Below are 24,873 nucleotides of genomic sequence, written 5' to 3'. Positions count from 1 at the left end.
GCGGTCGCGCGCGCTTGGGGCCGCTGTCATGAACACATGCTTCCAGTCATAAGCAGATGCGTCCCTTAACCCCGCGCGGGCGGGGGGTTAACGCGGTATCCTCAGTAGTTGCCGATACAATTGAACGGCTTGATCGTGCACTCAACAGAAGGAACCTCACATGGCACATACTCTTCCCCCCCTGCCTTACGAACTGGACGCGCTGGCTCCGCACATCTCCAAGGAAACGCTGGAGTTCCACTACGGCAAGCATCACCAGACCTACGTCACGAACCTGAACAACCTGATCCCGGGCACGGAATTCGAAACGCTGTCGCTGGAAGACATCGTCAAGAAGTCCTCGGGTGGCATTTTCAACAACGCCGCCCAGATCTGGAACCACACGTTCTACTGGAACAGCCTGGCTCCCAAGGCCGGCGGTGCGCCGACCGGCAAGCTGGCTGACGCCATCAACGCCAAGTGGGGCAGCTTCGACGCTTTCAAGGAAGCCTTCAACAAGTCGGCCGCCGGCAACTTCGGTTCGGGCTGGACCTGGCTGGTCAAGAAGGCCGACGGCTCGGTCGACATCGTCAACACCAGCAACGCCGCCACCCCGCTGACCACGGCCGACAAGCCGCTGCTCACCTGTGATGTGTGGGAACACGCCTACTACATCGACTACCGCAACGCCCGTCCCAAGTACCTGGAAAACTTCTGGGCGCTGGTGAACTGGGAATTCGCGGCCAAGAACTTCGCCTGATAGGCAAAGCCAGGCCCGCCGCGGCGTCAGCGTCGCGGCTCCTGCTGATCAACCCCTCGCGCAAGCGTGGGGTTTTCTTTTTTGTTCAGGAAAAATTCAGCCTGCGAAATCCCTGTCGATTGTCGAATTCATTGCGGGGAAATGAAGAACAAACCGGCTTTTCTTCCGGGTAATCCCTAGGTTTGCCAGCCACTATCGTTGGCCCCGGTCGGCGACTGAACCACGGGGTCCACGGCCGCGGCATGCCCGCCATAAACCGTGGTACTTACAGGGAAGGGAAGCATGTTGCGGTTATTTTCGGGTTTGCGCATCGGCGCGCGCCTGTCGGGCGCGTTTTTGCTGGTGGCGGTGATAGGCGGTGCGATTGGCGGCTTCGGGGTCTGGGGCCTGGCGCGCATCAATGAAATGAACGACCGGCTTTACGACACCGAGCTGCGCGGCATCTCGGACGTCAAGGAAGCCAACATCAATCTGATCTATGCGGGCCGCGCCCGCAACGGCTACCTGGCCGCGTCCACCGACCAGGAACGCCAGGCCCTGCGCAAGCAGTTCGACGACGCCGTCGCCAACATGGACGCGCTGCGTGAAAAGGCTGCGGCCAACTTCTATTCCGAAGAAGGCAAGCGCGCGCTGGCGCAGTTCACCGAGACCGAGCAGGTCTGGAAGCGCGAGTCCGCGGCCTTCTTCGCCGCCGCCCAGGCGCGGCCGCTGACCCAGGCCGATCCGCGCGTTGCCGAAATCGAGGCGCGCGTGATCGCTTCGTCGCAGAAGCTGGATGACCTCATGACGACCTTGGCGAAGACCAAGGAAAACGCCGCCGCCCAGACCGTGCAGAGCGGCACGGATCTGTATGAAACGTTGCGCGCCGTCATGGTCGCCCTGGCCGTGATCGGCGTGGCGGTCGGCATGTTGCTGGGCTGGCTGGTGACACGCGGCATCGTGCGTCCGCTGGAACAGGCCGTGACGGCGGCGCGCCAGGTTGCGGCCGGCGACCTGACGACCGACATCCAGGTCGCCACGCGCGACGAAACCGGCGACCTGATGGGCGCGCTCAAGACCATGAACGAAAGCCTGGCGCGCATCGTCAAGGACGTGCGCGACGGCTGTGAGAGCATCGCCTCGGCGTCCTCGCAGATCGCGCAGGGCAACGCAGACCTGTCGCAGCGCACCGAGGAGCAGGCCTCGTCGCTCGAGGAAACCGCGGCGTCGATGGAGCAGCTGACCAGCACCGTGCAGCAGAACGCCAACAACGCCAGCGAAGCCGACCGGCTGGTCAACCAGGCTTCCAGCGTGGCCGTGCGCGGCGGCGAAGTGGTGGAGGGCGTGGTCCAGACCATGAGCGCGATCTCCGACAGCTCGCGCCGCATTGCCGACATCACGGGCGTGATCGACGGCATCGCCTTCCAGACCAACATCCTGGCGCTCAACGCAGCCGTGGAAGCGGCGCGCGCCGGCGAGCAGGGCCGCGGCTTCGCCGTGGTGGCGGGCGAGGTGCGCACGCTGGCGCAGCGCTCCGCAGTGGCCGCGAAGGAGATCAAGGCCTTGATCGACGAGTCGGTCACGCGCGTCGAGGGCGGCACGCGCCAGGTCGACGAAGCCGGCCGCACCATGCGCGAAGTGGTGGACAGCGTGCGCCAGGTCGCCACGCTGGTGCGCGAAATCGCCAGCGCTTCGGAAGAGCAGTCCGCCGGCATCGGCCAGGTCAACCAGGCCGTGGCGCAGATGGACACCGTGACGCAGCAGAACGCCGCGCTGGTGGAAGAGGCGGCTGCGGCGGCGGCCAGCATGCAGGAACAGGCCACGCGCCTGGCGCAGGAAGTGCGCCGCTTCAAGGTCGAAGCCGGCAGCGGATCGGCCCGTGAAGCCCAGGTCCGTCTGGTGCAGGCGGTGCCTGCGGCGCCGCGCAAGCCGGCCGCGCCGGTGGCGCGTCCCGCGCTGGCGCAGGCCTCTGACGACGACTGGTCGACGTTCTGATCCTGCGCTGTGGGCTGGCGGTCAGGTGGGAGTGGTAAGGTTAGCCACTTTCAACCGCGCCGGCTTCTGCCCATGAACCTGCCCGACCCTCTACGCCGGCTGCTGGCCGGCCCGCGCCGATGGGCGCATCGCAAGGTGCGCCAGATCAACCGCCTGTCGCGCAAGAGCGTGCAGATGGGGCTGCTGCTGGGGGGCGCCGGCCTGGTGGCGCTGATGTCGCTGGGCTTTGCCTATCTGGCCGACAAGGCGCTGGAATGGAACCGCGAGTGGGTCGCCTACAACGGCTGGCTGGCCTTGCTGGTCCTGCCGCTGAGCCTGGCGGCCTTGCGCTGGCTGACTTTGCGCTTCGCGCCCAATGCGTCCGGCAGTGGCATTCCCCAGGTCATCGGCGCCTTGTCGCTGCCGCCGGGCGCCAGCCAGAACAGCCTGGTGGCGCTGGGGCAGACCCTCTGGAAAATTCCTCTTGCGTTCGGCGGCATGCTGGCCGGCGCCTCGATCGGCCGCGAAGGGCCGTCCGTGCAGGTGGGCGCGGCCTTGATGCTGGCCTGGGGCGACTTCTGGAAACGTCGCGGCGTGCAGCTGCGCGGCTTTCACGCCAACGAACTGATTGCCGCCGGCGCCGCGGGCGGCCTGGCGGCCGCCTTCAACGCGCCGTTGGCCGGCGTCATCTTCGCCATCGAGGAGCTTGGGCGCGGCACGGTGCTGCGCTGGCAGCGGCTGGTGTTGATCGGCGTGCTGGCCTCGGGCTTCCTGGTCGTGGCCGTGGTCGGCAACAATCCCTATTTCGGCGTGTTCGGCGGCGCGCCGCTGACGCATGGCATGGTGATGTGGGTGGCCATCTGCGCGGCGCTCAATGGCGCATTGGGCGGCATATTCGCCCGCCTGCTCGGCAAGGGGGCTGCTGGCAGCGCGCCACAGTCCTGGCGCGCCTGGATCCGCGCCCATCCAATCTGGACCGCCTTCATCATGGGCCTGATCCTGGCCATGATCGGACTGGCTACCGCCGGCAGCGTCTACGGCACGGGATATGGCGTGGCCGCGGACCTGCTGTCGGGCAAGGACACTGCACCCGCGAGCTTCGGGCTGGCCAAGCTGGCCGCGACGGTCGCCTCCTATTGGGCGGGCATACCGGGCGGCATCTTCACGCCGGCCCTGACCACCGGTGCCGGCATCGGCCATCACATCTGGCAACTGGCGGGAGAGGGCGTCGACCATCGCGTGCTGGTGCTGATCTCGATGGCCGCGTTCCTGGCCGCCGCGACCCAGGCGCCGCTGACCGCCAGCGTGGTGGTGATGGAAATGACGGGCAGCCAGCCCATGCTGTTCTGGCTGCTGGTCGGCTCTCTGCTGGCTTCCGGCGTGTCGCGCCAATTCTGCCCGCAACCCTTCTACCACCTGGCTGCGGGGCGTTTCCGCCGGCAAGCCATCGTCGATGCCGGACGCGCCGCCAAGCCGCCGGCGTGAGTCCATAAGCCGCGCCCGCGCCCCGGCGCGGTGCACGGGGCGCGCACAGGCAGGGTGAACAGCCATTGGACACTGTCCGTGCAGCGGACATCCCGCAGGCGCACCAACTTGGCGCGAAAGCGCTGCGTTAAGATCGCCCGATCCGGATTTTTTCTCACTGACTTCGAGCCTCCCATGACCGTGCATGCTTTTATTTGTGATGCGATCCGCACCCCCTTCGGCCGCTACGGCGGCGCGCTGGCTTCCGTGCGCCCCGACGATCTCGCTGCCGTAGCCATCAAGGCGCTGGTGGCGCGCAATCCTGGCGTGCGCTGGGAAGAACTGGACGACGCCATCATGGGCTGCGCCAACCAGGCGGGCGAAGATAATCGCAACGTGGCCCGCATGGCCACGCTGCTGGCCGGCCTGCCGATCGAAGTGCCCGGCGCCACCGTCAACCGCCTGTGCGGTTCGGGCCTGGACGCCATCGGCGGCGCTGCCCGCGCCATCCGAGCTGGCGAAGCCGGCCTGATGCTGGCCGGCGGCGTGGAAAGCATGAGCCGCGCGCCCTTTGTCATGGGCAAGGCCGACAGCGCGTTCTCGCGCAATGCCGCGATTTACGACACCACCATCGGCTGGCGCTTCATCAACAAGCTGATGAAGGCGCAATACGGCGTGGACTCGATGCCCGAAACGGCCGAGAACGTCGCCGACGATTTCAAGATCAACCGCGAAGACCAGGATCTGTTCGCGCTGGCCAGCCAGCAGAAGACCGCGCGCGCGCAGAAGGAAGGTTTCTTCGACACCGAGATCGTGCCGGTGTCGATCGCCCAGAAAAAGGGCGACCCGATCATCGTCAGCAAGGACGAGCACCCGCGTGAAACCACGCTGGAAGCGCTGGCCAAGCTGAAGGGCGTGGTCCGCGAAGGCGGCACCGTCACTGCCGGCAACGCCTCGGGCGTCAACGACGGCGCGGCTGCGCTGCTGCTGGCCGACGAAAAGGGCGCCGCCCGCCATGGCCTGACCCCGCGCGCCCGCGTGGTCGGCATGGCCACGGCCGGCGTCGCGCCGCGCATCATGGGCATCGGCCCGGCGCCCGCCACGCTGAAGGTGCTGGCCCAGACCGGCCTTACGCTTGCGCAGATGGACGTCATCGAACTGAACGAGGCGTTTGCCGCCCAGGGCCTGGCCGTGCTGCGCCAGTTGGGCATCGCCGACAACGACCCGCGCGTGAACCCCAACGGCGGCGCGATCGCCCTGGGCCATCCGCTGGGCGCCAGCGGCGCACGCCTGGCCACCACCGCGATCAATCAGTTGCACCGCACCGGCGGCCGTTACGCGCTGTGCACCATGTGCATCGGCGTGGGCCAGGGCATCGCGCTGATCATCGAACGCGTGTAATCGGGCTGGCGCGCAGCGGCTTGCTGCGCGCAGGAACGAAAAGGGAGCCTGCAGGCTCCCTTTTCATATCCGCCGGCGGTTCGCCTCAGGGCAGGCCGTCCAGCTTCTTGCCGGCCTTGATGCCGTGCTGTTCGAACCAGCCTTGGGCCATTTCCAGCGCGTAGCGCACCGGCTTCTTGGCGCAGTGCGGGTCTTCGGTCTGCGGCGGCATGTCTTCAATGTTGACGATCGTGCCATCGTCGGCGATAAAGGCAATCGAGAGCGGAAGGATGGTGTTGCGCATCCAGAAGCACTGCACGTCGGGCTGTTCGAAGACGAACAGCATGCCGTCGTTGCCGGGCAGCTCCTTGCGGAACATCAGGCCGTCGCGGCGGGTCGCTTCCGTGTTCGCGACTTCTGCGCGGATAATATGGATGCCGGCCGAAAGCTGGGTGGTGGGCAGCGGGGCTTGCGGTCCGGTTTGCTGTGCGCTGGCCGCCAGAGGCAGGGCCATGGCGATGGCTGCCAGGGCTTTCGGCAGGAAGTTTCTGAAGAACGCTGTCTTGAACAACGTGAGGCTGACAGGATTTAAAACGGCGTTCTTGGGCATGACCTGGCGCAATGAATGAAAAATAACAAGGCGGGGCTCGAAAGCCCCGCCTGAATAATGGCGCAACCTTACCGTTGCGCTTTAAGGGTAACTCAGGCAGCTGTGATATTAAGCGCCTGTTTGCCTTTGGGCCCCTGGATAATCTCGAAGGCCACTTTCTGGCCTTCCTTCAGGGTTTTAAAACCATTCATCTGGATGGACGAAAAATGGGCGAACAGATCTTCACCGCCGTCGTCGGGCGTAATGAAGCCGAACCCCTTTGCATCGTTGAACCATTTGACGGTGCCCGTCGATTTGGGATTGTCCCCTTGGACGGCGGTTGCGGTCGTATCAGACATGCGGACTGCCTCATTGAATCGTATGTTGACGAAGGGCATCGCGGCCTAGACCCCTGTCCCCCCTCCGGCTTCCTGGCAGATTTTCGGTGCTTTGAAAACCCCAGAATGCGTGGATAATGCGCCGCTTTTCTTTGCGGCGTCAAGTATGGAAACTACGCATTTCTACGTGTAATTTTCCGTAAGTTACACGCTAGCCGTCCCCCGTTTAAATAGAATAGCGGCCCTATGAGTTCTACCTTGGATACCCAGCATGATTTGGCCGTCGAGAAGGCTCCGGCGCGCGCCGCGCCGCCTCCGATGTACCAGGTCCTGCTGCTGAACGACGACTACACCCCGATGGAGTTCGTCGTGAAAGTACTGCAAAAGTTCTTCAATAAGAATCACGAAGAGGCTACGAGGATCATGTTGCAGGTGCATCACGAAGGGCGTGGTGTATGCGGGGTTTATCCCCGGGACCTCGCCGCCACGCGCATCGCGCAAGTGGCCCAATACGCACGGGCGCGCCAGCACCCCCTGCAATGCGTGATGGAACCCGTCTGAACCCCAGAATCAATGCGCCGCCTGTCATGGCGGCGTTGTGTTGTCCGGTTATTTTGTTTTGACAAGCAGTATCCGCGTACCCGAGAAGCGCGCGGAATGATCAGGTCGGCAGCTCCGCCGCTTAGGAGCGGTGCGTCTGCATTTGAGTAAGCGGGAGATTTACCGTGAGTGGAAAGATAAGCAAGGCCTGGCTGGCGACAGCCGGGGTCGTTGTATTGGCCGGCGCCATCGGCGTGGGCTGGTGGATGGGCAAGGAACGTCAGCCCGCCAATCCGGCGCCAGCCGTCGTGTCGCAGCCTGCTGCCCCGGCGGGTGGCGGAGATGCCAAGCCGGCATTGCCCGCCAGCGCGGTGGTCGGCGCGGCCGACCCGTTTGCCGCGCTTTCCTGCCAGCCGCGCCAGTACAACGATACGCTGGCGCTGGCCGTGACCTTCACGCAGCCGGTGGATGCCAAGTCCGACCTGGACAGCTTTCTGCAGGTGACGGACACGGGTTCGGCCTCCGACAAGGACAGCGAATCGGCCGCCAGCAACGGTGACCAGCCCGCCTCGGTCCGGCCGGGCGACTCGGCGCCCAAGGGCAAGATCCTGAAGGGCAACTGGGTGGTGGGCGACAACCCCCGCATGGTTTATTTCCCCTACGTGCAACCGCAGCGTTCCTACGCGATCTCCGTGCGTGCCGGGCTGCCCGGCGCGGGCGGCATCAAGCTGGCAGAAGCGTCGAATTGCGAGGTGAACACGCAGGCCATGCCGCCGTCGTTCTATTTCGCCAGCCGCGGCGTGGTGCTGCCGGCCGGCCAGAATGGCGGCCTGCCCGTGGCCACGGTGAACGTGTCCGAAGTGGACGTGCAGTTCCTGCGCGTATCGCCTGAGCGCGTGCCTGAACTGTTCGACACCGTGCTGGGCATCGGCCGCAGCACCGGCTCCGGCGAAGAAGAAGACAGCAGCGACGAAGATGACAACTGGCGCTATTCCGACAACCGCAGCCTGAAGGGCTCGGTCAGCAACTGGGACCTGGACCGCCTGAACTCGCTGACGACCAGCGTCTATCAAGGCCGCTTCGTCACCGACGACAAGCCCAACCGCCGCCATGTCACGTTCCTGCCGGTCGAAGGCATCAAGGAATTGCAGGAGCCCGGCATCTACATCGCGGTGATGAGCCAGCCCGGCCGTTTCCGCTACGAATACCAGGTGACGTATTTCTACGTCAGCGACATCGGCCTGCATGCGCGCCGCTACAGCGACCGCATCGAAGCCTATTCGGTATCCCTGAAGAGCGGCACCGCCATCTCGGGCGCCGTGTTCGAGCTGGTGGACGGCGCCGGCAAGTCGCTGGCCAAGGCCGCGGCCGATGGCCAGGGCCATGTCCGCTTTGACGGCAGCTTCGCCAATGCGCGCGTCATCCGCGCCTCGCGCGACAAGGAAATGACGGTGCTGGCCCTGGGCGAACCTGCCCTGGACCTGTCTGAATTCGACACGGGCGGCCATGTTTCCCGCCCCAACAACCTGTTCGTCTACGCTGGCCGCAATCTGTACCGCCCCGGCGAAACCTTCAACGTCTCGGTCCTGCCGCGCGATCTGGACGGCCGCATGCTGGCGCCGTCGCCCCTGACCGCGACCATCAAGCGCCCCGACGGCCGCACGGTGCTGAGCACCCTGTGGCAGCCCCAGAAGGATCTGCCCGGCTATATCGAGCGCAGCATCGACCTGCCGCTGGATGCGCAGACCGGCACGTGGCTGCTGGAACTGCGCGTGGACCCCGCGTCGCGCGCGCCGGACGCGTCCTGGAAGTTCCAGGTCGAGGAATTCCTGCCTGAACGCATGAAGATGGCGCTGACCTCCGACCAGGAGGTGCTGTCGCCGGAGGAAACGCTGACTGTCGACGTGCAGGGCGACTATCTCTACGGCGCGCCCGCCGCTGGCAACCGCCTGCTGTCCAGCTTCCAGGTCAAGCGCGACCGTTTTGCGCTGCCCCAGCAATGGCCCGGCTTCATCTTCGGCGACGTTGCCGACGATGCCCGCCGCCATTTCGAAGAGCTGCCCGAAACGGCCCTGGACGACAAGGGCCGCGGCCAGCTCGAGGTCGATCCGCGCACCGGCGGCACGCGTTCGCCGATGAAGGTGCGGGTGTCGGCCAGCCTGCTGGAATCCGGCGGCCGTCCGGTGGTGCGCTCGATCGAGCGCAGCGTCTGGCCCGCCGACCGCCTGATCGCCGTGCGTCCGCAATTCGACGGCGACGTAGCCCGCGAAGGCGCGCCCGCCGGGTTTGAAGTGCTGCGCGTGGATGCGCAGGGCAAGATTGCGCCGCTGGCGCAGGCGCAGATGCGCCTGTACCGCGAAGACCGCCAGTACTACTGGCGTTTCGACGACCAGCGCGGCTGGAACAGCGGCTACACCGAAACCGAGGAATTGCTGGATTCGCGCGAGATCGCGCTGAACGACCGCTCCCAGCTGACCGTGCCCGTGAAGTGGGGCCGCTACCGCCTGGAAATCGCCGATCCCGAAACCGGCCAGACCCTGCGCTACCGCTTCTACGCGGGCTGGAACGCGCAGGACTCCGACGCCATGGGCAATCGTCCCGACCGCGTGCAGATGAAGCTTGAAGGCGTGCCGGCCAAGCCGGGCGACACGGTCAAGCTGACCCTGACGCCGCCGCATGACGGCCAGGCGCTCATCACCGTGGAAGGCGACCGCATGCTGTGGTCCACCTGGGTGGCCGTGAAAGCGACGGGCACGCAGGTCGAGATTCCGGTCGACAAGAGCTGGAAGCGACACGACCTGTACATCGCCGCCGCAGTGTTCCGTCCCGGCAGCGAAGGCGACCGCGTGACGCCGGCGCGCGCGCTGGGCCTGACCTTCCTGCCCATCGCCAGCGCTGACCGCAAGCTGGACGTGAAACTGACGGCGCCGCCCAAGGCGGTGCCAGAGACCAAGGCGACCGTGCGCGTCAAGGTGGACGGCGCCCAGGGCAAGCAGGCCACCGTGACCCTGTCGGCGGTCGATGTGGGCATCCTCAACATCAACCAGTACAAGACCCCCGATCCGCTGGACTACTTCTTCGGCAAGCACCGCTACGCGCCCGAATTGCTGGACATGTACGGCAAGCTGATCGAGAAAATGGACGGCACGAAGGGCAAGCTGAAGTGGGGCGGCGACGCCGCCATGCGCGGCGACAGCAAGAGCCTGCCCAAGAAGGTCAAGCTGGTGGACCTGTTCTCCGGTCCGGTCAAGCTGAACGAGCAGGGCGAGGCGGACATCCCGCTGGACCTGCCTGATTTCAACGGCACGCTGCGCCTGATGGCCGTGGCCTTCACGCCCGACAACTACGGCAGCACCGACACCGAAATGGTGGTGGCGGCGCCCATCGTGGCCGAGCTGAACACGCCGCGCTTCATCACCCCGGGCGACCAGGCCGCGATTGCGCTGGACGTGACCAACCTGAGCGGCGCCGAGCAGAAGGTGACGGTCAAGCTGGAAGCGCTGGACCCGCTGGCCATCGTCGACGGCGTCAAGACCGTGACTCTGAAGGACAAGCAGCGCACCACGCTGCGCTTCACCGCCACCACCACCGGTTCGTACGGCCTGGGCCTGATGCGCCTGACCGTCGACGGGCAGGGCGGCGGCAAGCCCTTGCGCATCGTGCGCGAATCGGTGCTGCAGGTGCAACCGGCCTACGCGGCCGAGCGCCAGGTGCGCCGACTGCGCCTGAATCCGGGCGAAGCCAACGCGCCGCAGGCGTCGTGGGTGGCGTCCTACTACCCGGACTCGACCACGGTCAGCATGACGGTATCGAACCGTCCGCCGATCAACGTCAATCGCCTGGTCGAAGGGCTGCTCAACTATCCCTACGGCTGCACCGAGCAGACCATCAGCGCGACCCTGCCGTGGGTCATGCTGGATGAGGCCGCGGCCAAGCAGTTCGGCCTCAAGCCGCGCACCAAGGCCGAGCGCGACGCCAAGGTGGCCGGCGCGATCGGCCGCCTGGCGGGCATGCGCAACGCCGTCGGTTCGTACAACCTGTGGAGCAGCTCTTCCTCGCGCGATGTGTGGCTGACGGCCTACGCCGTCGGCTTCATGCAGGACGCCCGCGACAACGGCTTCGAAGTGCCCGAGGCATCGCTGGACCGTTCGCGCCAGTGGCTGCTGGAGCAGGTGCAGCAGAGTTCGGGCGCGTTCGGCACCTGGTCGGCCAACCTGAAGCGCGGCGTCGAATCCGGTCGCTACGACTCCAGCGACGCCAACATCCTGCGTGAGGACCATCGTCGCTTCGCCGGCCTGGCCACTGCCGCCTTGGCGCTGGCGCGCGACAAGAAGGCGCCGCTGTCCACGGTGCGTCAGCTGTACGACAACTACCAGGAGCGCGCGCGCTCGCCGTTGCCGCTGATCCAGCTGGCGGCCGCGTTCAAGCTCATGGGCGACGAAGGGCGCATGAAGAGCGCGCTCGACCAGGCCGTGGCGCGCGAGTACGGTCTCAACAATCGTCGCAACTCCGGCTATTACGACGAATGGCTGGGCGACTACGGCAGCGGCGTGCGCGACTATGCGCTGGCCTTTGCGATCGCGGAAAAGTACGAGCTGCGCCATGAGCGCCTGGACAACCTGCTGACGCAGCTGGCCAGCCGTCTGGGCAACCGTTCGTACCTGTCGACGCAGGAACAGATGTCGCTGTTGCTGGCCGCCCGCGCTATGGGCGGCGACAAGGCTACGCCCTGGTCCGCCACGTTGACCGTCAATGGTTCCACCAAGGCGCTCGCTGGCGGCACCAGCGACCAGACCGTGTCGCTGTCGGCGGCCGACCTGGCCGGCGTGCAGTTGCTGAACACCGGCAACCAGTCCCTGTTCGTCGAATACGACATCCAGGGCAGTCCGACCACCACGCCTGCGCCGCGCAATGACGTGATCCAGCTCAAGCGCGGCTGGTACCGTCCGGACGGCCGCCCGTGGGATGGCGGCAGCCTGCAGACCGGCGACATGCTGGTGGTGTGGGTGCAGGCCAGCGCCAACCAGAACATTCCGGATGGCTTGCTGGTGGACCGCGTGCCGGCGGGTTTTGAAGTCGAAAACCTGAACCTGTCGCAAAGCCCCGAGATGCAGGAATGGACGATCGGCGGACGCCGCGTGGCCGAAGCCATGTCCGATCCCAACATCAAGCACCGCGAGTTCCGCGACGACCGCTATGTGGCCGCGGTGTCGCTGGGTCGCGGCAAGGTGGACGTGTTCTATCTGGTGCGCCTGGTGACGCCGGGCCGCTATGCGGTGCCGTCGACGGTGGCCGAAGACATGTACCGGCCTGAAATCCGGGGCGTAGGCGAGCAATGGAGCACGGTAGAGATCCGCGACCGCGGCGCCAAGCGTCCTTGAACCCCGCCGCCACCCCGGTGGCGGGCGCCTCGCGCGCCCGCCGCTGGCGGCGGCGAGGAATCTTCGCGGCCAGCGCGTTGTTTGCGCTGGCCGCGTTGTTATTCACGCTCGACCGCCTCTATCCCTTGCCGCCCGTGGATTCGGGCGGCGCCGCCGTCGTCGTGGCCGCCGATGGTACGCCGCTGCGCAACTATCCCAGCCGCGACGGCATCTGGCGCTATCCGGTCAAGCCCGACCAGGTGTCCGAGCGCTATCTGGAAACGTTGCTGACCTACGAGGACCGCTGGTTCTACTGGCACCCGGGCGTCAACCCGGTGGCGATGGCGCGCGCCGGCTGGCAGTGGGCCACCAACCGCCGCATCGTGTCGGGCGGGTCCACCCTGACCATGCAGGTCGCGCGGCTGATCGATCCGGAACTGGCCGGCAAGCCCTCGCGCTCGATGTCGGCGAAGCTGCGGCAGGCCTGGCGCGCCATCCAGCTGGAAATGCACTACAGCAAGGACGAGATCCTGTCGCTGTATCTGACCCACGCACCCATGGGCGGCATCGTCGAGGGCGTGGAGATGGGCTCGCGCCTGTGGCTGGGCAAGCCCGCCCGCGATCTGAGCCCGGCCGAAGCGGCGATGCTGACCGCCTTGCCGCAGGCGCCATCGCGGCTGCGGCCGGATCGTCACCCCGAGGCCGCGCAGGCCGCGCGCGACAAGGTGCTGGACCGCATGGTCGAACTGGGCCGCTGGACCCCGGCCGAGGTGGCCGACGCCAAGATCGAGAACGTGGTTGCGCCGCCGCTGCGCGCGCGCTGGCTGGCGCCCCTGGCCGCGCAGCGGTTGCTGCAGGAGGCGGGCAGCCAGCGCAAGGCGGGCCGGCGTCCTGGCGAGCGGCCCGCGGTGGTCACGTCCACCCTGGACGCGGACATGCAGGCGGCGGTGGAGCGCATGCTGCAGGATCGGGTGGACAGCCTGCCGCCTAAAGTGTCGATGGCCGTGTTGGTGATGGACAACGATACGCTGGAGGTCAAGGCCTATGCCGGCTCCGCCGATTTCTCCGACGAAAGCCGGGCGGCCCACGTGGACATGGTGCGCGGCGTGCGTTCGCCGGGCTCCACGCTCAAGCCTTTTCTGTATGCGCAGGCGCTCGACGAAGGCCTGATCCACTCCGAAAGCCTGCTGATCGACGCGCCGATGTCGTTTGGCGGCTACGCGCCGGGCAACTTCCAGGCCGCGTTCGCCGGCCCGATCAGCGTCGCCCAGGCTCTGCAGCGTTCGCTCAACGTGCCGGCGGTGGATCTGCTGGACCGCGTCGGGCCCAGCAGTTTCGCCTCGGTCATGCTGGCCGGTGGGGTACGGTTACGTTTGCCCGCGGGCGCGGAACCGAATTTGAGCTTGATTTTGGGCGGGGGCGGCACCACATTGGAAGAACTGGTGGGCGCTTACCGGGCCCTGGCCCGCGGCGGCGTCTCAGGGCGGCCCCGGCTGCGGCCGGAGCAGCCGCGGATCGAGTCCCGTATGATGAGCCCTGGGGCGGCCTGGATCGTCCGTGACATTCTGGAGAGCGGCGGCCATCCCGACCGGCCGTTCTACCAGTCGGGCAGTCCGGCGCGGCAGCTGGCCTGGAAAACCGGGACGAGTTTCGGATTCCGGGACGCCTGGGCCGTTGGAGTGACCGACAGGTGGACGATGGGCGTTTGGGTCGGCCGTCCGGACGGGACGCCCAACCCCGGATTTTTCGGGGCCAACGTGGCGGCGCCGCTACTGCAGGATATCGTGGCGGCCTTGCCCGAAGGCGCTCAGCAGGTCCGCGTCAGGCCCGAAACGGTGCAGGCCGCGGTGACATGCTGGCCCCTGGGTTACAAGCTCGGCAGCGTGCCGTCCGGCGAATGTCCGGAGCAGCGCGCGGCCTGGGTGCTGAATGAAACGGCGCCGCCGTCCTTTGCCGGCTACGCCGACGCCTCGCGCGGACCGTTGCGTCTGGGCGGCGTGGCCAGCGGCTCGGTGCTGCGGCCCGTGCCGGGTGGGCGCGAAGTGGCGCTGGATGTGGATGTGCAGGGAACTGAAGGCGAAGTATGGTGGATGCTGGACGGGCGCGTGGTTGGCCATGGCGCGTCGGGTCATCCGTTTAAATTAGTGTTGGCCATGGACGGCCGGTATACGCTTACCGTCATGGATGCGCAAGGCCGCCACGATAGAGTGGTTTTTGAAATCTCTGGCGTTACGCCATGATCGGCATAGAATATGAATCGTGTATTTGCCCGCTTCGATGCGTTACGGAGGAAGCGTGATTTCTCAAGAGCTTGAAGTCAGCCTGCATATGGCTTTCGTCGAGGCCCGTTCGGCCCGGCATGAATTTATTACCGTCGAGCATCTGCTGCTCGCGTTGCTCGACAACGCTTCGGCCGTTGAAGTGCTGCGCGCCTGCGCCGCGAACCTGGACGACCTGCGCCGCAATCTGCGCCAGTTCGTCTCGGAGAACACCCCGGTGATCCCGAGCGGCGCCGAGGTCGACACGCAGCCCACGCTGGGATTCCAGCGCGTGATCCAGCGCGCCATCATGCACGTATCCGCGGGAGGCACCGGCAAGAAGCCGGTTACCGGCGCCAATGTGCTCGTGGCCATTTTCGGCGAAAAGGATTCGCACGCTGTGTACTACCTGCAACAGCAGGGCGTGACGCGGCTGGACGTCGTCAATTTTCTGTCGCATGGCATTACCAAACAGCCCCAGGTGGAGTCCGCCGCCGTGCAGAAAGAGCAGCAGACCAATGGTGAAGAGCAGGGCGAATCGCGTCAGTCGCCGCTGGACCAGTACGCCACCGACCTGAACGCCGCCGCGCTGGCGGGTCGCATCGATCCCCTCATCGGGCGCGAGCACGAAGTCGAACGCGTGATCCAGGTGCTGTGCCGCCGCCGCAAGAACAACCCGCTGCTGGTCGGCGAGGCCGGCGTGGGCAAGACCGCGATCGCCGAAGGCCTGGCCTGGCGCATCACGCGCGGCGAAGTGCCCGAGATCCTGCAGGCCGCCCAGGTCTTTTCGCTGGACATGGGCGCCTTGCTGGCGGGCACCAAGTACCGGGGCGATTTCGAGCAGCGCCTGAAGGGCGTGCTCAAGCAGATCCGCGGCAACCCCGACGCGATCCTGTTCATCGACGAAATCCATACGCTGATCGGCGCCGGTTCGGCTTCGGGCGGCACGCTGGACGCGTCCAACCTCTTGAAGCCCGCCTTGTCTTCCGGGCAGCTCAAGTGCATCGGCGCGACCACTTACACCGAATACCGCGGCGTCTTTGAAAAAGACCACGCGCTGTCGCGCCGCTTCCAGAAGATCGACGTGGCCGAGCCCAGCGTCGAACAGACCGTGCAGATCCTGCGCGGCCTGAAGAGCCGCTTCGAAGAGCATCACAGCGTGCGCTACTCGTCCGCCGCCCTGTCGGCCGCGGCCGAACTGTCGGCGCGTTTCATCAATGACCGCCATCTGCCGGACAAGGCCATCGACGTGATCGACGAGGCCGGCGCCGCGCAGCGCCTGTTGCCGCGTTCGCGCCAAAAGAAGGTGATCGGCAAGGTGGACATCGAGAACATCGTGTCCAAGATCGCGCGCATCCCGCCGCAGTCCGTCTCCAACGACGACCGCAGCAAGCTCGCGACGCTGGACCGCGACCTGAAGACCGTGGTCTTCGGCCAGGACAACGCCATCGAAGCCTTGTCCGCCGCCATCAAGATGGCGCGCTCGGGCCTGGGCAAGCCGGAAAAGCCGATCGGCGCCTTCCTGTTCTCCGGTCCCACCGGCGTGGGCAAGACCGAGGTCGCGCGCCAGCTGGCGTTCACGCTGGGCGTGGAGCTGCTGCGTTTCGACATGTCCGAATACATGGAGCGGCATGCGGTGTCGCGCCTGATCGGCGCGCCTCCGGGCTACGTCGGTTTCGACCAGGGCGGCCTGTTGACCGAGGCCATCACCAAGCAGCCGCACTGCGTGCTGCTGCTCGATGAAATCGAAAAGGCGCACCCGGATGTGTTCAACATCCTGCTGCAGGTCATGGACCACGGCACGCTGACCGACAACAACGGCCGCAAGGCGGACTTCCGCAACGTCATCCTCATCATGACGACCAACGCGGGCGCTGAAACCTTGAACCGTCCGTCGATCGGTTTCGCGAATTCGCGCGTGGTGGGCGACGAAATGGCGGAAATCCGCCGCATGTTCACGCCCGAGTTCCGCAACCGCCTGGACGCGATCATCCCGTTCGCGCCGCTGGACCGCGAAATCATCCTGCGCGTGGTGGACAAGTTCCTCATGCAGCTGGAAGACCAACTGCACGAGCGTCGCGTGGAAGCCATCTTCACCACGGGGCTGCGCGAGCATCTCGCCAAGGAAGGGTTCGATCCGCTCATGGGCGCACGCCCCATGCAGCGTCTCATCCAGGACACCATCCGCCGCGCGCTGGCCGACGAGCTGCTGTTCGGCAAGCTGGTCGATGGCGGCACGGTTACGGTCGACCTGGACGAGGAGGGCAAGGTCAAGCTGGACTTCGACGACAACGGCAAGCCGCCCTCGTCGGATGCACCTGACAAGCAGGAAGTCGAACTGGTCGATTAAGGCTCTCAATGACCGCGGACCGCCAGCCGCTGATCGAGTGCGAACACTGCGCGAGCATCTATCGCCGGCATCAGCTTGAACCTGGAGAGACCGCCAATTGCGCCCGCTGCGGCGCCACTCTGTGGCGTTACAGCGGGCTTACTTTGTCCAATTGGCTGGCGCTCGCCATTTCCGCCCTGATCGTGTTCGGGGTGGCCAATGCCTATCCCGTCGCTTCCATGTCCGTGCAGGGCATGGTGCAGCAGGCATCCTTGCTGGACGCTATTGCCATCACCTGGCGCCAGGACCATTGGGTCGTCGCCATCATGACCGGCATGGCCGGCTTTGCGCTGCCGATGCTGCAGCTGTCGGTGTTGCTGTGGGTATTGGGGCCGCTGTCGCGCGGCCGGGAACCCCTGGGCTTTCGTACTGCGATGCGTTTGTTGGGCATTCTGCGGCCCTGGTGCATGGTTCCGGTGTTCCTCCTGGGCGTGCTGGTGGCGGTGGTGAAGCTGGCGGGCATGGCCGCCGTGACTCCGGGTATCGGGTTGGCGGCGTTCGGCATCCTGACCATCCTGTTGACGATGCTGGGGCGGCTGTCGCCGCATGTGCTGTGGCGCTACGCCGAGAGCGTGGGCGTGGTGCCGGTGCATATCCCCCAGGCTGCGCCGGACACGGTTCTGACCGGATGCCATGTCTGTGGTCAGGTGCAGGCGTTGCCCCGCGCGGCCGATCCGGAAGAGCATCACCACTGTGTGCGTTGCGACGCCCTGGTGCATTTCCGCAAGCCCGATCATCTGGCGCGCACCTGGGCGCTGTTGCTGGCGGCCGTGGTGTTCTACATCCCCGCCAACGTGCTACCAGTGATGCAGGTCAGGTCGGTGCTGGGGGACAGCGCCCACACCATTCTGGGCGGCGTGGTCGAACTCTGGGAAATGGGTTCCTGGGATATCGCGCTGATCGTCTTCATTGCCAGCGTGGCGGTGCCCTTGACCAAGCTGCTGGCGCTCATGCTGTTGCTGTTGACGGAACAATGGCGCAGCACCACCAACCTGCGTCCGCGCACGCGCCTGTATCAAATGGTCGAGTTCATCGGCCAATGGTCGATGCTGGATGTTTTTGTCGTTATATTGCTGGCGGCGTTGGCGGATTTCCAGGGCCTGATGGAAATCAGCGCCGGCGCGGGTGCGGCGGCGTTCGGGCTGACAGTGATCCTGACCATGTTGTCGGCCATGAGTTTCGACCTGCGCCGTAGTTGGGATCTGGAAGGACAAAGTGAAATAGAATCGCCGCCAGTGGGAGGCGGGCGCCAGCCGGCGTCTCTCGCCGGCAAGGAAATGGGCTAGGAAGCGCCGCGGCTTCCGTCCACGAACAAGGAAGAGTAGATGTCCGAGCAAGCACCCGGATCCGGTGAAGAGAAGTTTGCGTCACCCGCGATCTCGCGCAAGAAGAAGAGCCGGATTTCATGGATCTGGCTGGTGCCCATCGTGGCGGCCCTGATGGGCTTGTCGCTGGTCGTGCGAACCTGGATGCAGGCGGGGCCCGACATCTCCATTTCGTTCAATACCGCAGAAGGGCTGGAAGTCGGCAAGACCCAGCTGCGCTACAAGGACGTCAACATCGGCACCGTGAAGTCGATCGGCTTCAACGAAGACCGCACCAAGGTGGTGGTGCAGGCCGAACTGTCCAAGGATGTTTCCGATCTGGCGCGCGAAGGCACCAACTTCTGGGTGGTGCGCCCGCGTCTGGACGTGAGCGGCGTGTCCGGCCTGGGCACGCTGTTGTCGGGCGCCTATATCGGCGTGGACGCGGCCGAAGGCAAGGACGGTTCCAAGAAGGCCACCAAACTGCATTTCGAAGGGCTGGAAGTGCCGCCCGCGGTCACGCATGACCGCGCCGGCAAGCGCTTCAAGCTCAAGGCGTCCGACCTGGGTTCCCTGGATATCGGTTCTCCCGTGTACTTCCGCCGCATCAACGTGGGCCGCGTGATCGGCTACGCGCTTGATGAAACCGGCAAGGCCGTGAACGTCGAGGTGTTCGTGGACGCGCCCAACGACAAGTTCGTGACCCAGGGCACGCGCTTCTGGAATGCCAGCGGCGTCGACTTCAGCGTCAATGCGGACGGCCTCAAGGTGCGCACGCAATCGCTGGTGTCGATGGCGGTGGGCGGCGTGGCCTTCGAGCCGGTCATCAGCGCGCGCGATGCCGGCAAGCAGGCGCAGGCCGACGCGCAATTTGACTTGTACGCGACCGAGGCCGCAGCCAAGGCCAATCCGGACGGCGAGGCCTTCCCGATCCGCATGCGCTTTGACCAGTCGATCCGCGGCCTGACGGTGGGCGCGCCGATCGACTTCAGCGGCATCACGCTGGGCAACGTCACGCAGATCAACATGGACTTCGATCCGGTCGCCAAGCGTTTCTACTCGATGGTGGATGCAACCCTGTATCCGGAACGTCTGGGCCGCGTGTTCGACGAAGTGCGCGATCGCGCCACCAAGGACGGCGACGTTGCCGGCAACCGCTTGTTGGGCGGCATGATCAAGCACGGCCTGCGCGCGCAGCTGCGCACCGCCAACCTGCTGACCGGCCAGCTGTACGTGGCGCTGGACGACTTCCCGAACGCCAAGCCGGTTGAATTCAAACCCTCGGATCCGGCGCTGATCCCGACGGTGCCAGGCAACCTGGATCAGTTGCAGCAGCAGATCAGCAACATCGTCGCCAAGATCGAGAAGATTCCGTTCGACAAGATCGGCGAGGACCTGCGCACCACCTTGGCCAGCACCTCCAAGCTGATGAACCGCCTGGACAAGCAGGTCGCGCCTGAAGCGCAGAACATGCTCAAGCAGGCCAAGGAGTCCATGGCGCAGGTCAACGCGCTGCTGGCATCCGATGCTTCCTTGCCGGTCAATACGGAAAAGGCGATGCAGGAGCTGGGCCGCGCGGCCCGTTCGCTGCGCGCCCTGGCCGATTTCCTGCAAGCCAATCCCGAGGCCTTGTTGCGCGGCCGCGGCCCAGACCCGATCCCCGGCGCCGGTCCTGTCAGGAACTGAATCCCATGATGAATAGACGCCCGTCCCCCCACGCCCGCCAGGCGGCCCCGAGTTCCGAGCAGCCCCGATGCGCGGGCAGGCTGACGCCCCGTCTGCGCCCGGTCCTGTCCTTGCTGGCCTTGTCGGCGGCGCTGGCCGGCTGCGGGGCGTCCTCGCCCGTGCACTATCACACCTTGCAGTCGCCGGCGGCCCAGGCTCCGGGCGGTGCGGTGGCGCCGGCCAGCTTCCTGATCGAGGTGCAACCGGTCAATATCTCGACGCAGGCGGATCAGCCCCAGCTGATGGTGCGCACCGGCGAAGGCAGTCTGTCCGCGTTGTATTCCGAGCGTTGGAGCTCACCGCTGGGCGACGAGTTGCGGGGCGCGCTGTCGGACGCGCTGAAGCGGGAACTGGGCGCGCTGGATGTGCAACTGGTCAAGCCAGGCCCCGGCGCTGCGGTCTGGCGGGTGCAGACCGACGTACAGCGTTTCGAGCTGGAGCCGGGCCGCATGGCCCAGCTGGATGCGACCTGGCGCGTGCGGCCGGTCAACATGAAGGGTTCCGGCCTGCTGTGCCGCAGCGTGGTGACGGAACCGGTGGCGGAAGAGGGCGTGCCCGCCATGATCACTGCCCAGCAGCGCGCAGTGGTCAGTCTGGCCGGCGCCATGGCCTCGGCCATACGGGGGCAGACCCCGGCGGGATCGGGCTCGGTGCAGATGCTGGGCTGCGCGGCGCTCAAGGATTGATAGCCCTGGGCCAAAATTCCGCCTGATCTCAACTGGTTAACCTAGGGTTAACCATAGTGCAAACCAAGTTGCAACCTGTCTAGCATACGGTCCTACCCATGCCGGGTCCCGTCGGGCCCGGTACTACCTTTGCCATGCGACAGGAAGCAATCTCTTATGGCCAGCACGACCCTAGGCGTTAAAGTCGACGACGCGCTCCGCGACCGGCTGAAGGCCGCCGCGCAAAAGCTCAACTGCACGCCGCACTGGCTGCACAAGCAAGCGATCCTTTCCTACCTGGACAAGATCGAGCGCGGCCACCTGCCCGCCGAGATGTCGCACCTGGGCATGGACGCGGGCGGCGAGGACGAGGCGGGCGAAGGCCATTCCGCGCCGACGCCGCCGTTCTACGAGTTCGGTCAGGACGTGCAGCCGCAGTCGGTGTTGCGCGCGGCCATTACCGCCGCCTACCGCCGCCCCGAGCCCGAGTGCGTGCCGCTGCTGCTGGGCCAGGCCCGCATGCCCAATCTGGAAAAGATCCACGCCATGGCCGCCGACCTGGTCCGGAAGCTGCGCGGCAAGCGCAGCGGCGGCGGGGTGGAAGGGCTGATCCAGGAGTTCTCGCTGTCCAGCCAGGAAGGCGTGGCGCTGATGTGCCTGGCCGAAGCGCTGCTGCGCATTCCCGACCGCGCCACGCGCGACGCGCTGATCCGCGACAAGGTGGCCCGCGGCGACTGGAAGTCGCACATGGGCGGCTCGCAATCCCTGTTCGTCAACGCCGCCACCTGGGGGCTGATGATCACCGGCAAGCTGGTGGCCGTGAGCAGCGAGCAGTCGCTGTCCAAGGCGCTGACCCGCCTGATCGGCAAGGGCGGCGAACCTTTGGTGCGCAAGGGCGTGAACATGGCCATGCGCATGATGGGCGAACAGTTCGTGTCGGGCCAGACCATTTCCGAAGCCCTGGCCAACAACCGCAAGATGGAAGCACGGGGCTTCCGCTATTCCTACGACATGCTGGGCGAGGCCGCGACCACGGCCGAGGACGCCGGCCGCTATTACGCCTCGTACGAGCAGGCCATCCACGCCATCGGCAAGGCCGCGGCCGGCCGCGGCATCTATGAGGGACCGGGCATCTCGATCAAGCTGTCGGCGCTGCATCCGCGTTATTCGCGCGCCCAGCGCGAACGCGTCATGGCCGAGCTGCTGCCGCGCGTGAAGGCGCTGACCGTGCTGGCGCGCAGCTACGACATCGGCCTGAACATCGACGCCGAGGAAGCCGACCGGCTGGAAATTTCGCTGGATTTGCTGGAAGCGCTCTGTTTCGAGCCCGAGCTGGACGGCTGGAACGGCATCGGCTTCGTCATCCAGGCGTACCAGAAGCGGGCTCCCTTCGTGATCGACTACGTGATCGACCTGGCCCGCCGCAGCCGCCATCGCGTGATGGTGCGCCTGGTCAAGGGCGCGTACTGGGACAGCGAGATCAAGCGCGCCCAGGTCGACGGCCTGGAAGGCTATCCGGTCTATACCCGCAAGGTCTACACGGACGTGGCCTACCTGGCCTGCGCCCGCAAGCTGCTGGGCGCGCCGGAAGCGGTGTTCCCGCAGTTTGCCACGCACAATGCCTACACCCTGTCCGCGATCTACCAGCTGGCGGGCCAGAACTACTACCCGGGCCAGTACGAATTCCAATGCCTGCACGGCATGGGCGAGCCGCTGTACGACGAAGTCGTGGGCGCGCTGTCGCAGGGCAAGCTCAACCGTCCGTGCCGCATCTACGCGCCGGTCGGCACGCATGAGACGCTGCTGGCCTACCTGGTGCGCCGCCTGCTGGAAAACGGCGCCAACACCTCGTTCGTGAACCTGATCGGCGACGACAGCATTCCGGTCGAGCAACTGGTGGCCGACCCGGTGGAAGCCGCTGCGCGCATCACGCCGCTGGGCGCGCCGCACGAGAAGATTCCGCTGCCGCGTGAACTTTATGGCGACCCGCAGGAGGGCGCCCGCGCCAACTCGGCGGGCCTGGACCTGAGCAACGAACATCGGCTGGGTTCGCTGTCCGCGGCCCTGCTGGCCAGCGCCGCCATGCCGTGGCGCGCCGGCCCCATGCTGGGCGAGGGCGACGGCGCCTGGGACGCCTCGCGCGCCATGGAAGTCCGCAACCCCGCCAATCTGCGCGACGTGGTGGGCCACGTGGTCGAAGCGCAGGCAGACGAGGCCGAGGCCGCGCTGCGCGCCGCCGCCAATGCCGCTCCCATCTGGCAATCCACGCCGGTGGCCGAACGCGCGCAGTGCCTGCGCCGCGCCGCGCAACTGCTGGAAGAGCAGATGCAGACCCTGCTGGGCCTGATCGTGCGCGAAGCCGGCAAGTCTCTGCCCAACGCCATCGCCGAGGTGCGCGAGGCCGTGGACTTCCTGCGCTATTACGCGGACCAGGCCGAATCGGAATTCAGCAACGACACGCATCGTCCGTTGGGCACGGTGCTGTGCATCAGCCCCTGGAACTTCCCGCTGGCCATCTTCACCGGGCAGGTCGCGGCCGCGCTGGCCGCCGGCAACACGGTGGTGGCCAAGCCCGCCGAACAGACGCCGCTGATCGCCGCGCAAGCCGTGGCCATCCTGCGCGCGGCCGGCGTGCCTGCCGGCGCCGTACAGCTGCTGCCGGGCCGCGGCGAAACCGTGGGCGCGCAACTGGTCGCAAGCCCTGGCGTGCGCGGCGTGATGTTCACCGGCTCCACCGACGTGGCGCGCATCATCGCGCGCACGCTGGCGGATCGCCTGGATGACGCCGGCCACACCATTCCGCTGATCGCCGAGACGGGCGGCCAGAACGCCATGGTGGTGGATTCCTCGGCCCTGTCCGAACAGGTCGTGTTCGACGTGCTGACCTCCGCCTTCGACTCGGCGGGCCAGCGCTGTTCGGCGCTGCGCGTGCTGTGCGTGCAGGAAGACAATGCCGACCACGTACTGACCATGCTGCGCGGCGCGATGCGCGAACTGAGCGTGGGCAACCCCGACCGCCTGTCGGTGGACGTGGGCCCGGTGATCGATACGGAAGCGCGCAACGGCATCCAGCGGCACATCGAAACGATGCGCACGGCGGGCCATCGCGTGGACCAGGTGGAACTCAACGGCGAATGCCGCCACGGCACCTTCGTGCCGCCGACCATCATCGAAATCGACAACGTCAGCGAGCTGACGCGCGAAGTGTTCGGACCCGTGCTGCACGTGGTGCGCTATCAGCGCGACGAACTGGACGCCTTGCTGGATGCCATCAACGGCACCGGCTACGGCCTGACTTTCGGCGTGCATACCCGCATCGACGAGACCATCGCGCACGTGACCGGCCAGGTCCATGCGGGCAACGTCTACGTCAACCGCAATATCGTGGGCGCGGTGGTGGGCGTGCAGCCCTTCGGCGGCGAAGGCTTGTCCGGTACCGGCCCCAAGGCCGGCGGTCCGCTCTACATGTATCGCCTGCTGGGCACGCGTCCGGCGGGCCTGCCGCCGGCGCTGGACGCGGCGGCGGCGCTGCCGCAGCGCATTGCGCTGCCGGGGCCGACCGGCGAGACCAATACCTATGTGGTCGAGCCGCGCGGCGCCGTGTATTGCGTGGCCGCCACCGAGGCCGGGGCGCGGGCGCAGTGGTCCGTCGCCAAGTTGACAGGCAACCACGCCTGGTTCGCGGACACGCCCGCGGCGCAGGCGCTGCTGGCCTCGCTGGACGCCGGCCAGCAGGAACAGGCGGGCATTCTGGCCGACGGCGAGGTCGACCAGGCGGACTACCAGGCCGTGCTGTTCGAGGGCGATGGCGACGCGCTGCAGGCGCTGAACCAGCGCATCGCGCAGCGTCCGGGCGCCATCCTGTCGGTGCATGGACTGACCCCCGACGCGATCGCGGCGGGCGCCGGCTACGTGCCGGAGCGCCTGTTGGCGGAGCGCTCCGTCAGCGTCAATACGGCGGCGGCGGGCGGCAACGCCAGCCTCATGACCATAGGTTGAGCCTGGTATAGGACAACCCTAGGGTATCCAAGGGTTATCTCCAATATCGGCAGAGGTTGCACTGGCACGAAAATTCGGTCGCACCTCAAATCCGGAAGTCGCAACCCGGCCTCCGGATTTTGCAGAACATGCACACGCAAGCTTCCGCCATATCGGACTTGCTAGTAGTG

General features: G+C 66.3%; 14 protein-coding genes. 12 read left to right on the top strand and 2 right to left on the bottom strand.

The window, feature by feature from the left end; all coding sequences use genetic code 11:
- The first annotated feature begins 160 nt into the window (after positions 1–160).
- From sodB to pcaF, 4 genes are all read left to right on the top strand, one after another.
- Positions 161–739: a superoxide dismutase [Fe] gene (sodB, locus tag IB257_RS07520; protein WP_013394768.1), complete on the top strand. Its 579-nt coding sequence runs from the start codon at positions 161–163 to the stop codon at positions 737–739.
- Positions 740–1,021: 282 nt separating this feature from the next.
- On the top strand, positions 1,022–2,713 hold the full coding sequence (locus tag IB257_RS07515; protein WP_175162969.1) for a methyl-accepting chemotaxis protein: 1,692 nt from the start codon (positions 1,022–1,024) through the stop codon (positions 2,711–2,713).
- A gap of 72 nt (positions 2,714–2,785) precedes the next feature.
- Positions 2,786–4,177 carry a chloride channel protein gene (locus tag IB257_RS07510; RefSeq protein ID WP_054452367.1) on the top strand — a complete coding sequence of 464 codons (1,392 nt, stop codon included), beginning with the start codon at positions 2,786–2,788 and terminating at the stop codon, positions 4,175–4,177.
- A gap of 174 nt (positions 4,178–4,351) precedes the next feature.
- The gene (gene pcaF / locus IB257_RS07505; protein ID WP_054452365.1) at positions 4,352–5,557 is read left to right on the top strand and encodes a 3-oxoadipyl-CoA thiolase; all 1,206 of its coding nucleotides are present in this window, start codon (positions 4,352–4,354) and stop codon (positions 5,555–5,557) included.
- A gap of 85 nt (positions 5,558–5,642) precedes the next feature.
- Here pcaF and IB257_RS07500 read toward each other — a convergent pair whose 3' ends face one another.
- Positions 5,643–6,050 (bottom strand): DUF192 domain-containing protein, encoded by a 408-nt coding sequence (locus IB257_RS07500; RefSeq protein ID WP_225588842.1) that lies wholly within the window; start codon positions 6,048–6,050, stop codon positions 5,643–5,645.
- A gap of 188 nt (positions 6,051–6,238) precedes the next feature.
- Entirely contained in the window at positions 6,239–6,484 is a 246-nt protein-coding gene (locus IB257_RS07495) for a cold-shock protein (RefSeq protein WP_006220277.1), read from the bottom strand.
- A 225-nt stretch (positions 6,485–6,709) separates the two neighbouring features.
- Between IB257_RS07495 and clpS the strand changes: the two genes are divergently transcribed.
- From clpS to putA, 8 genes are all read left to right on the top strand, one after another.
- The gene (clpS, locus tag IB257_RS07490; RefSeq protein WP_006383989.1) at positions 6,710–7,024 is read left to right on the top strand and encodes an ATP-dependent Clp protease adapter ClpS; all 315 of its coding nucleotides are present in this window, start codon (positions 6,710–6,712) and stop codon (positions 7,022–7,024) included.
- A gap of 164 nt (positions 7,025–7,188) precedes the next feature.
- The gene (locus tag IB257_RS07485; RefSeq protein ID WP_370540091.1) at positions 7,189–12,384 is read left to right on the top strand and encodes an MG2 domain-containing protein; all 5,196 of its coding nucleotides are present in this window, start codon (positions 7,189–7,191) and stop codon (positions 12,382–12,384) included.
- Positions 12,381–14,603, top strand: coding sequence for a penicillin-binding protein 1C (gene pbpC / locus IB257_RS07480; protein ID WP_192492101.1), 2,223 nt, complete (start codon positions 12,381–12,383; stop codon positions 14,601–14,603). Before IB257_RS07485 ends, pbpC begins: the two co-directional genes overlap by 4 nt.
- A 55-nt stretch (positions 14,604–14,658) precedes the next feature.
- Positions 14,659–16,971: an ATP-dependent Clp protease ATP-binding subunit ClpA gene (gene clpA, locus IB257_RS07475; RefSeq protein ID WP_054453626.1), complete on the top strand. Its 2,313-nt coding sequence runs from the start codon at positions 14,659–14,661 to the stop codon at positions 16,969–16,971.
- A gap of 8 nt (positions 16,972–16,979) precedes the next feature.
- Positions 16,980–18,296 (top strand): paraquat-inducible protein A, encoded by a 1,317-nt coding sequence (locus IB257_RS07470; protein WP_054452361.1) that lies wholly within the window; start codon positions 16,980–16,982, stop codon positions 18,294–18,296.
- Between the two features lie 39 nt (positions 18,297–18,335).
- A complete protein-coding gene (locus IB257_RS07465; RefSeq protein ID WP_119449314.1) occupies positions 18,336–20,000 on the top strand; it encodes an intermembrane transport protein PqiB in 1,665 nt (554 codons plus the stop codon).
- A gap of 8 nt (positions 20,001–20,008) precedes the next feature.
- Positions 20,009–20,725: a membrane integrity-associated transporter subunit PqiC gene (locus IB257_RS07460; protein ID WP_225588839.1), complete on the top strand. Its 717-nt coding sequence runs from the start codon at positions 20,009–20,011 to the stop codon at positions 20,723–20,725.
- Between the two features lie 156 nt (positions 20,726–20,881).
- A complete protein-coding gene (gene putA / locus IB257_RS07455) occupies positions 20,882–24,703 on the top strand; it encodes a trifunctional transcriptional regulator/proline dehydrogenase/L-glutamate gamma-semialdehyde dehydrogenase (RefSeq protein WP_192492100.1) in 3,822 nt (1,273 codons plus the stop codon).
- The last annotated feature ends 170 nt before the right edge of the window (positions 24,704–24,873 follow it).

The sequence above is a fragment of the Achromobacter sp. ACM03 genome, assembly GCF_014851665.1.
GTDB classification, from domain to species: domain Bacteria; phylum Pseudomonadota; class Gammaproteobacteria; order Burkholderiales; family Burkholderiaceae_B; genus Achromobacter; species Achromobacter aegrifaciens.
Note: the sequence above shows the minus strand (reverse complement) of the source record. Positions and strands in the feature narration are given on the sequence as shown.

Excerpts from the sequence above, each read along its gene's own strand:
- IB257_RS07495 (WP_006220277.1), bottom strand. The coding sequence starts at position 6,484 with ATGTCTGATACGACCGCAACCGCCGTCCAAGGGGACAATCCCAAATCG.
- sodB (WP_013394768.1), top strand. The coding sequence starts at position 161 with ATGGCACATACTCTTCCCCCCCTGCCTTACGAACTGGACGCGCTGGCT.
- IB257_RS07465 (WP_119449314.1), top strand. The coding sequence starts at position 18,336 with ATGTCCGAGCAAGCACCCGGATCCGGTGAAGAGAAGTTTGCGTCACCC.
- pcaF (WP_054452365.1), top strand. The coding sequence starts at position 4,352 with ATGACCGTGCATGCTTTTATTTGTGATGCGATCCGCACCCCCTTCGGC.
- putA (WP_192492100.1), top strand. The coding sequence starts at position 20,882 with ATGGCCAGCACGACCCTAGGCGTTAAAGTCGACGACGCGCTCCGCGAC.
- IB257_RS07470 (WP_054452361.1), top strand. The coding sequence starts at position 16,980 with ATGACCGCGGACCGCCAGCCGCTGATCGAGTGCGAACACTGCGCGAGC.
- IB257_RS07500 (WP_225588842.1), bottom strand. The coding sequence starts at position 6,050 with ATGGCCCTGCCTCTGGCGGCCAGCGCACAGCAAACCGGACCGCAAGCC.
- clpS (WP_006383989.1), top strand. The coding sequence starts at position 6,710 with ATGAGTTCTACCTTGGATACCCAGCATGATTTGGCCGTCGAGAAGGCT.
- IB257_RS07515 (WP_175162969.1), top strand. The coding sequence starts at position 1,022 with ATGTTGCGGTTATTTTCGGGTTTGCGCATCGGCGCGCGCCTGTCGGGC.
- IB257_RS07510 (WP_054452367.1), top strand. The coding sequence starts at position 2,786 with ATGAACCTGCCCGACCCTCTACGCCGGCTGCTGGCCGGCCCGCGCCGA.
- IB257_RS07460 (WP_225588839.1), top strand. The coding sequence starts at position 20,009 with ATGAATAGACGCCCGTCCCCCCACGCCCGCCAGGCGGCCCCGAGTTCC.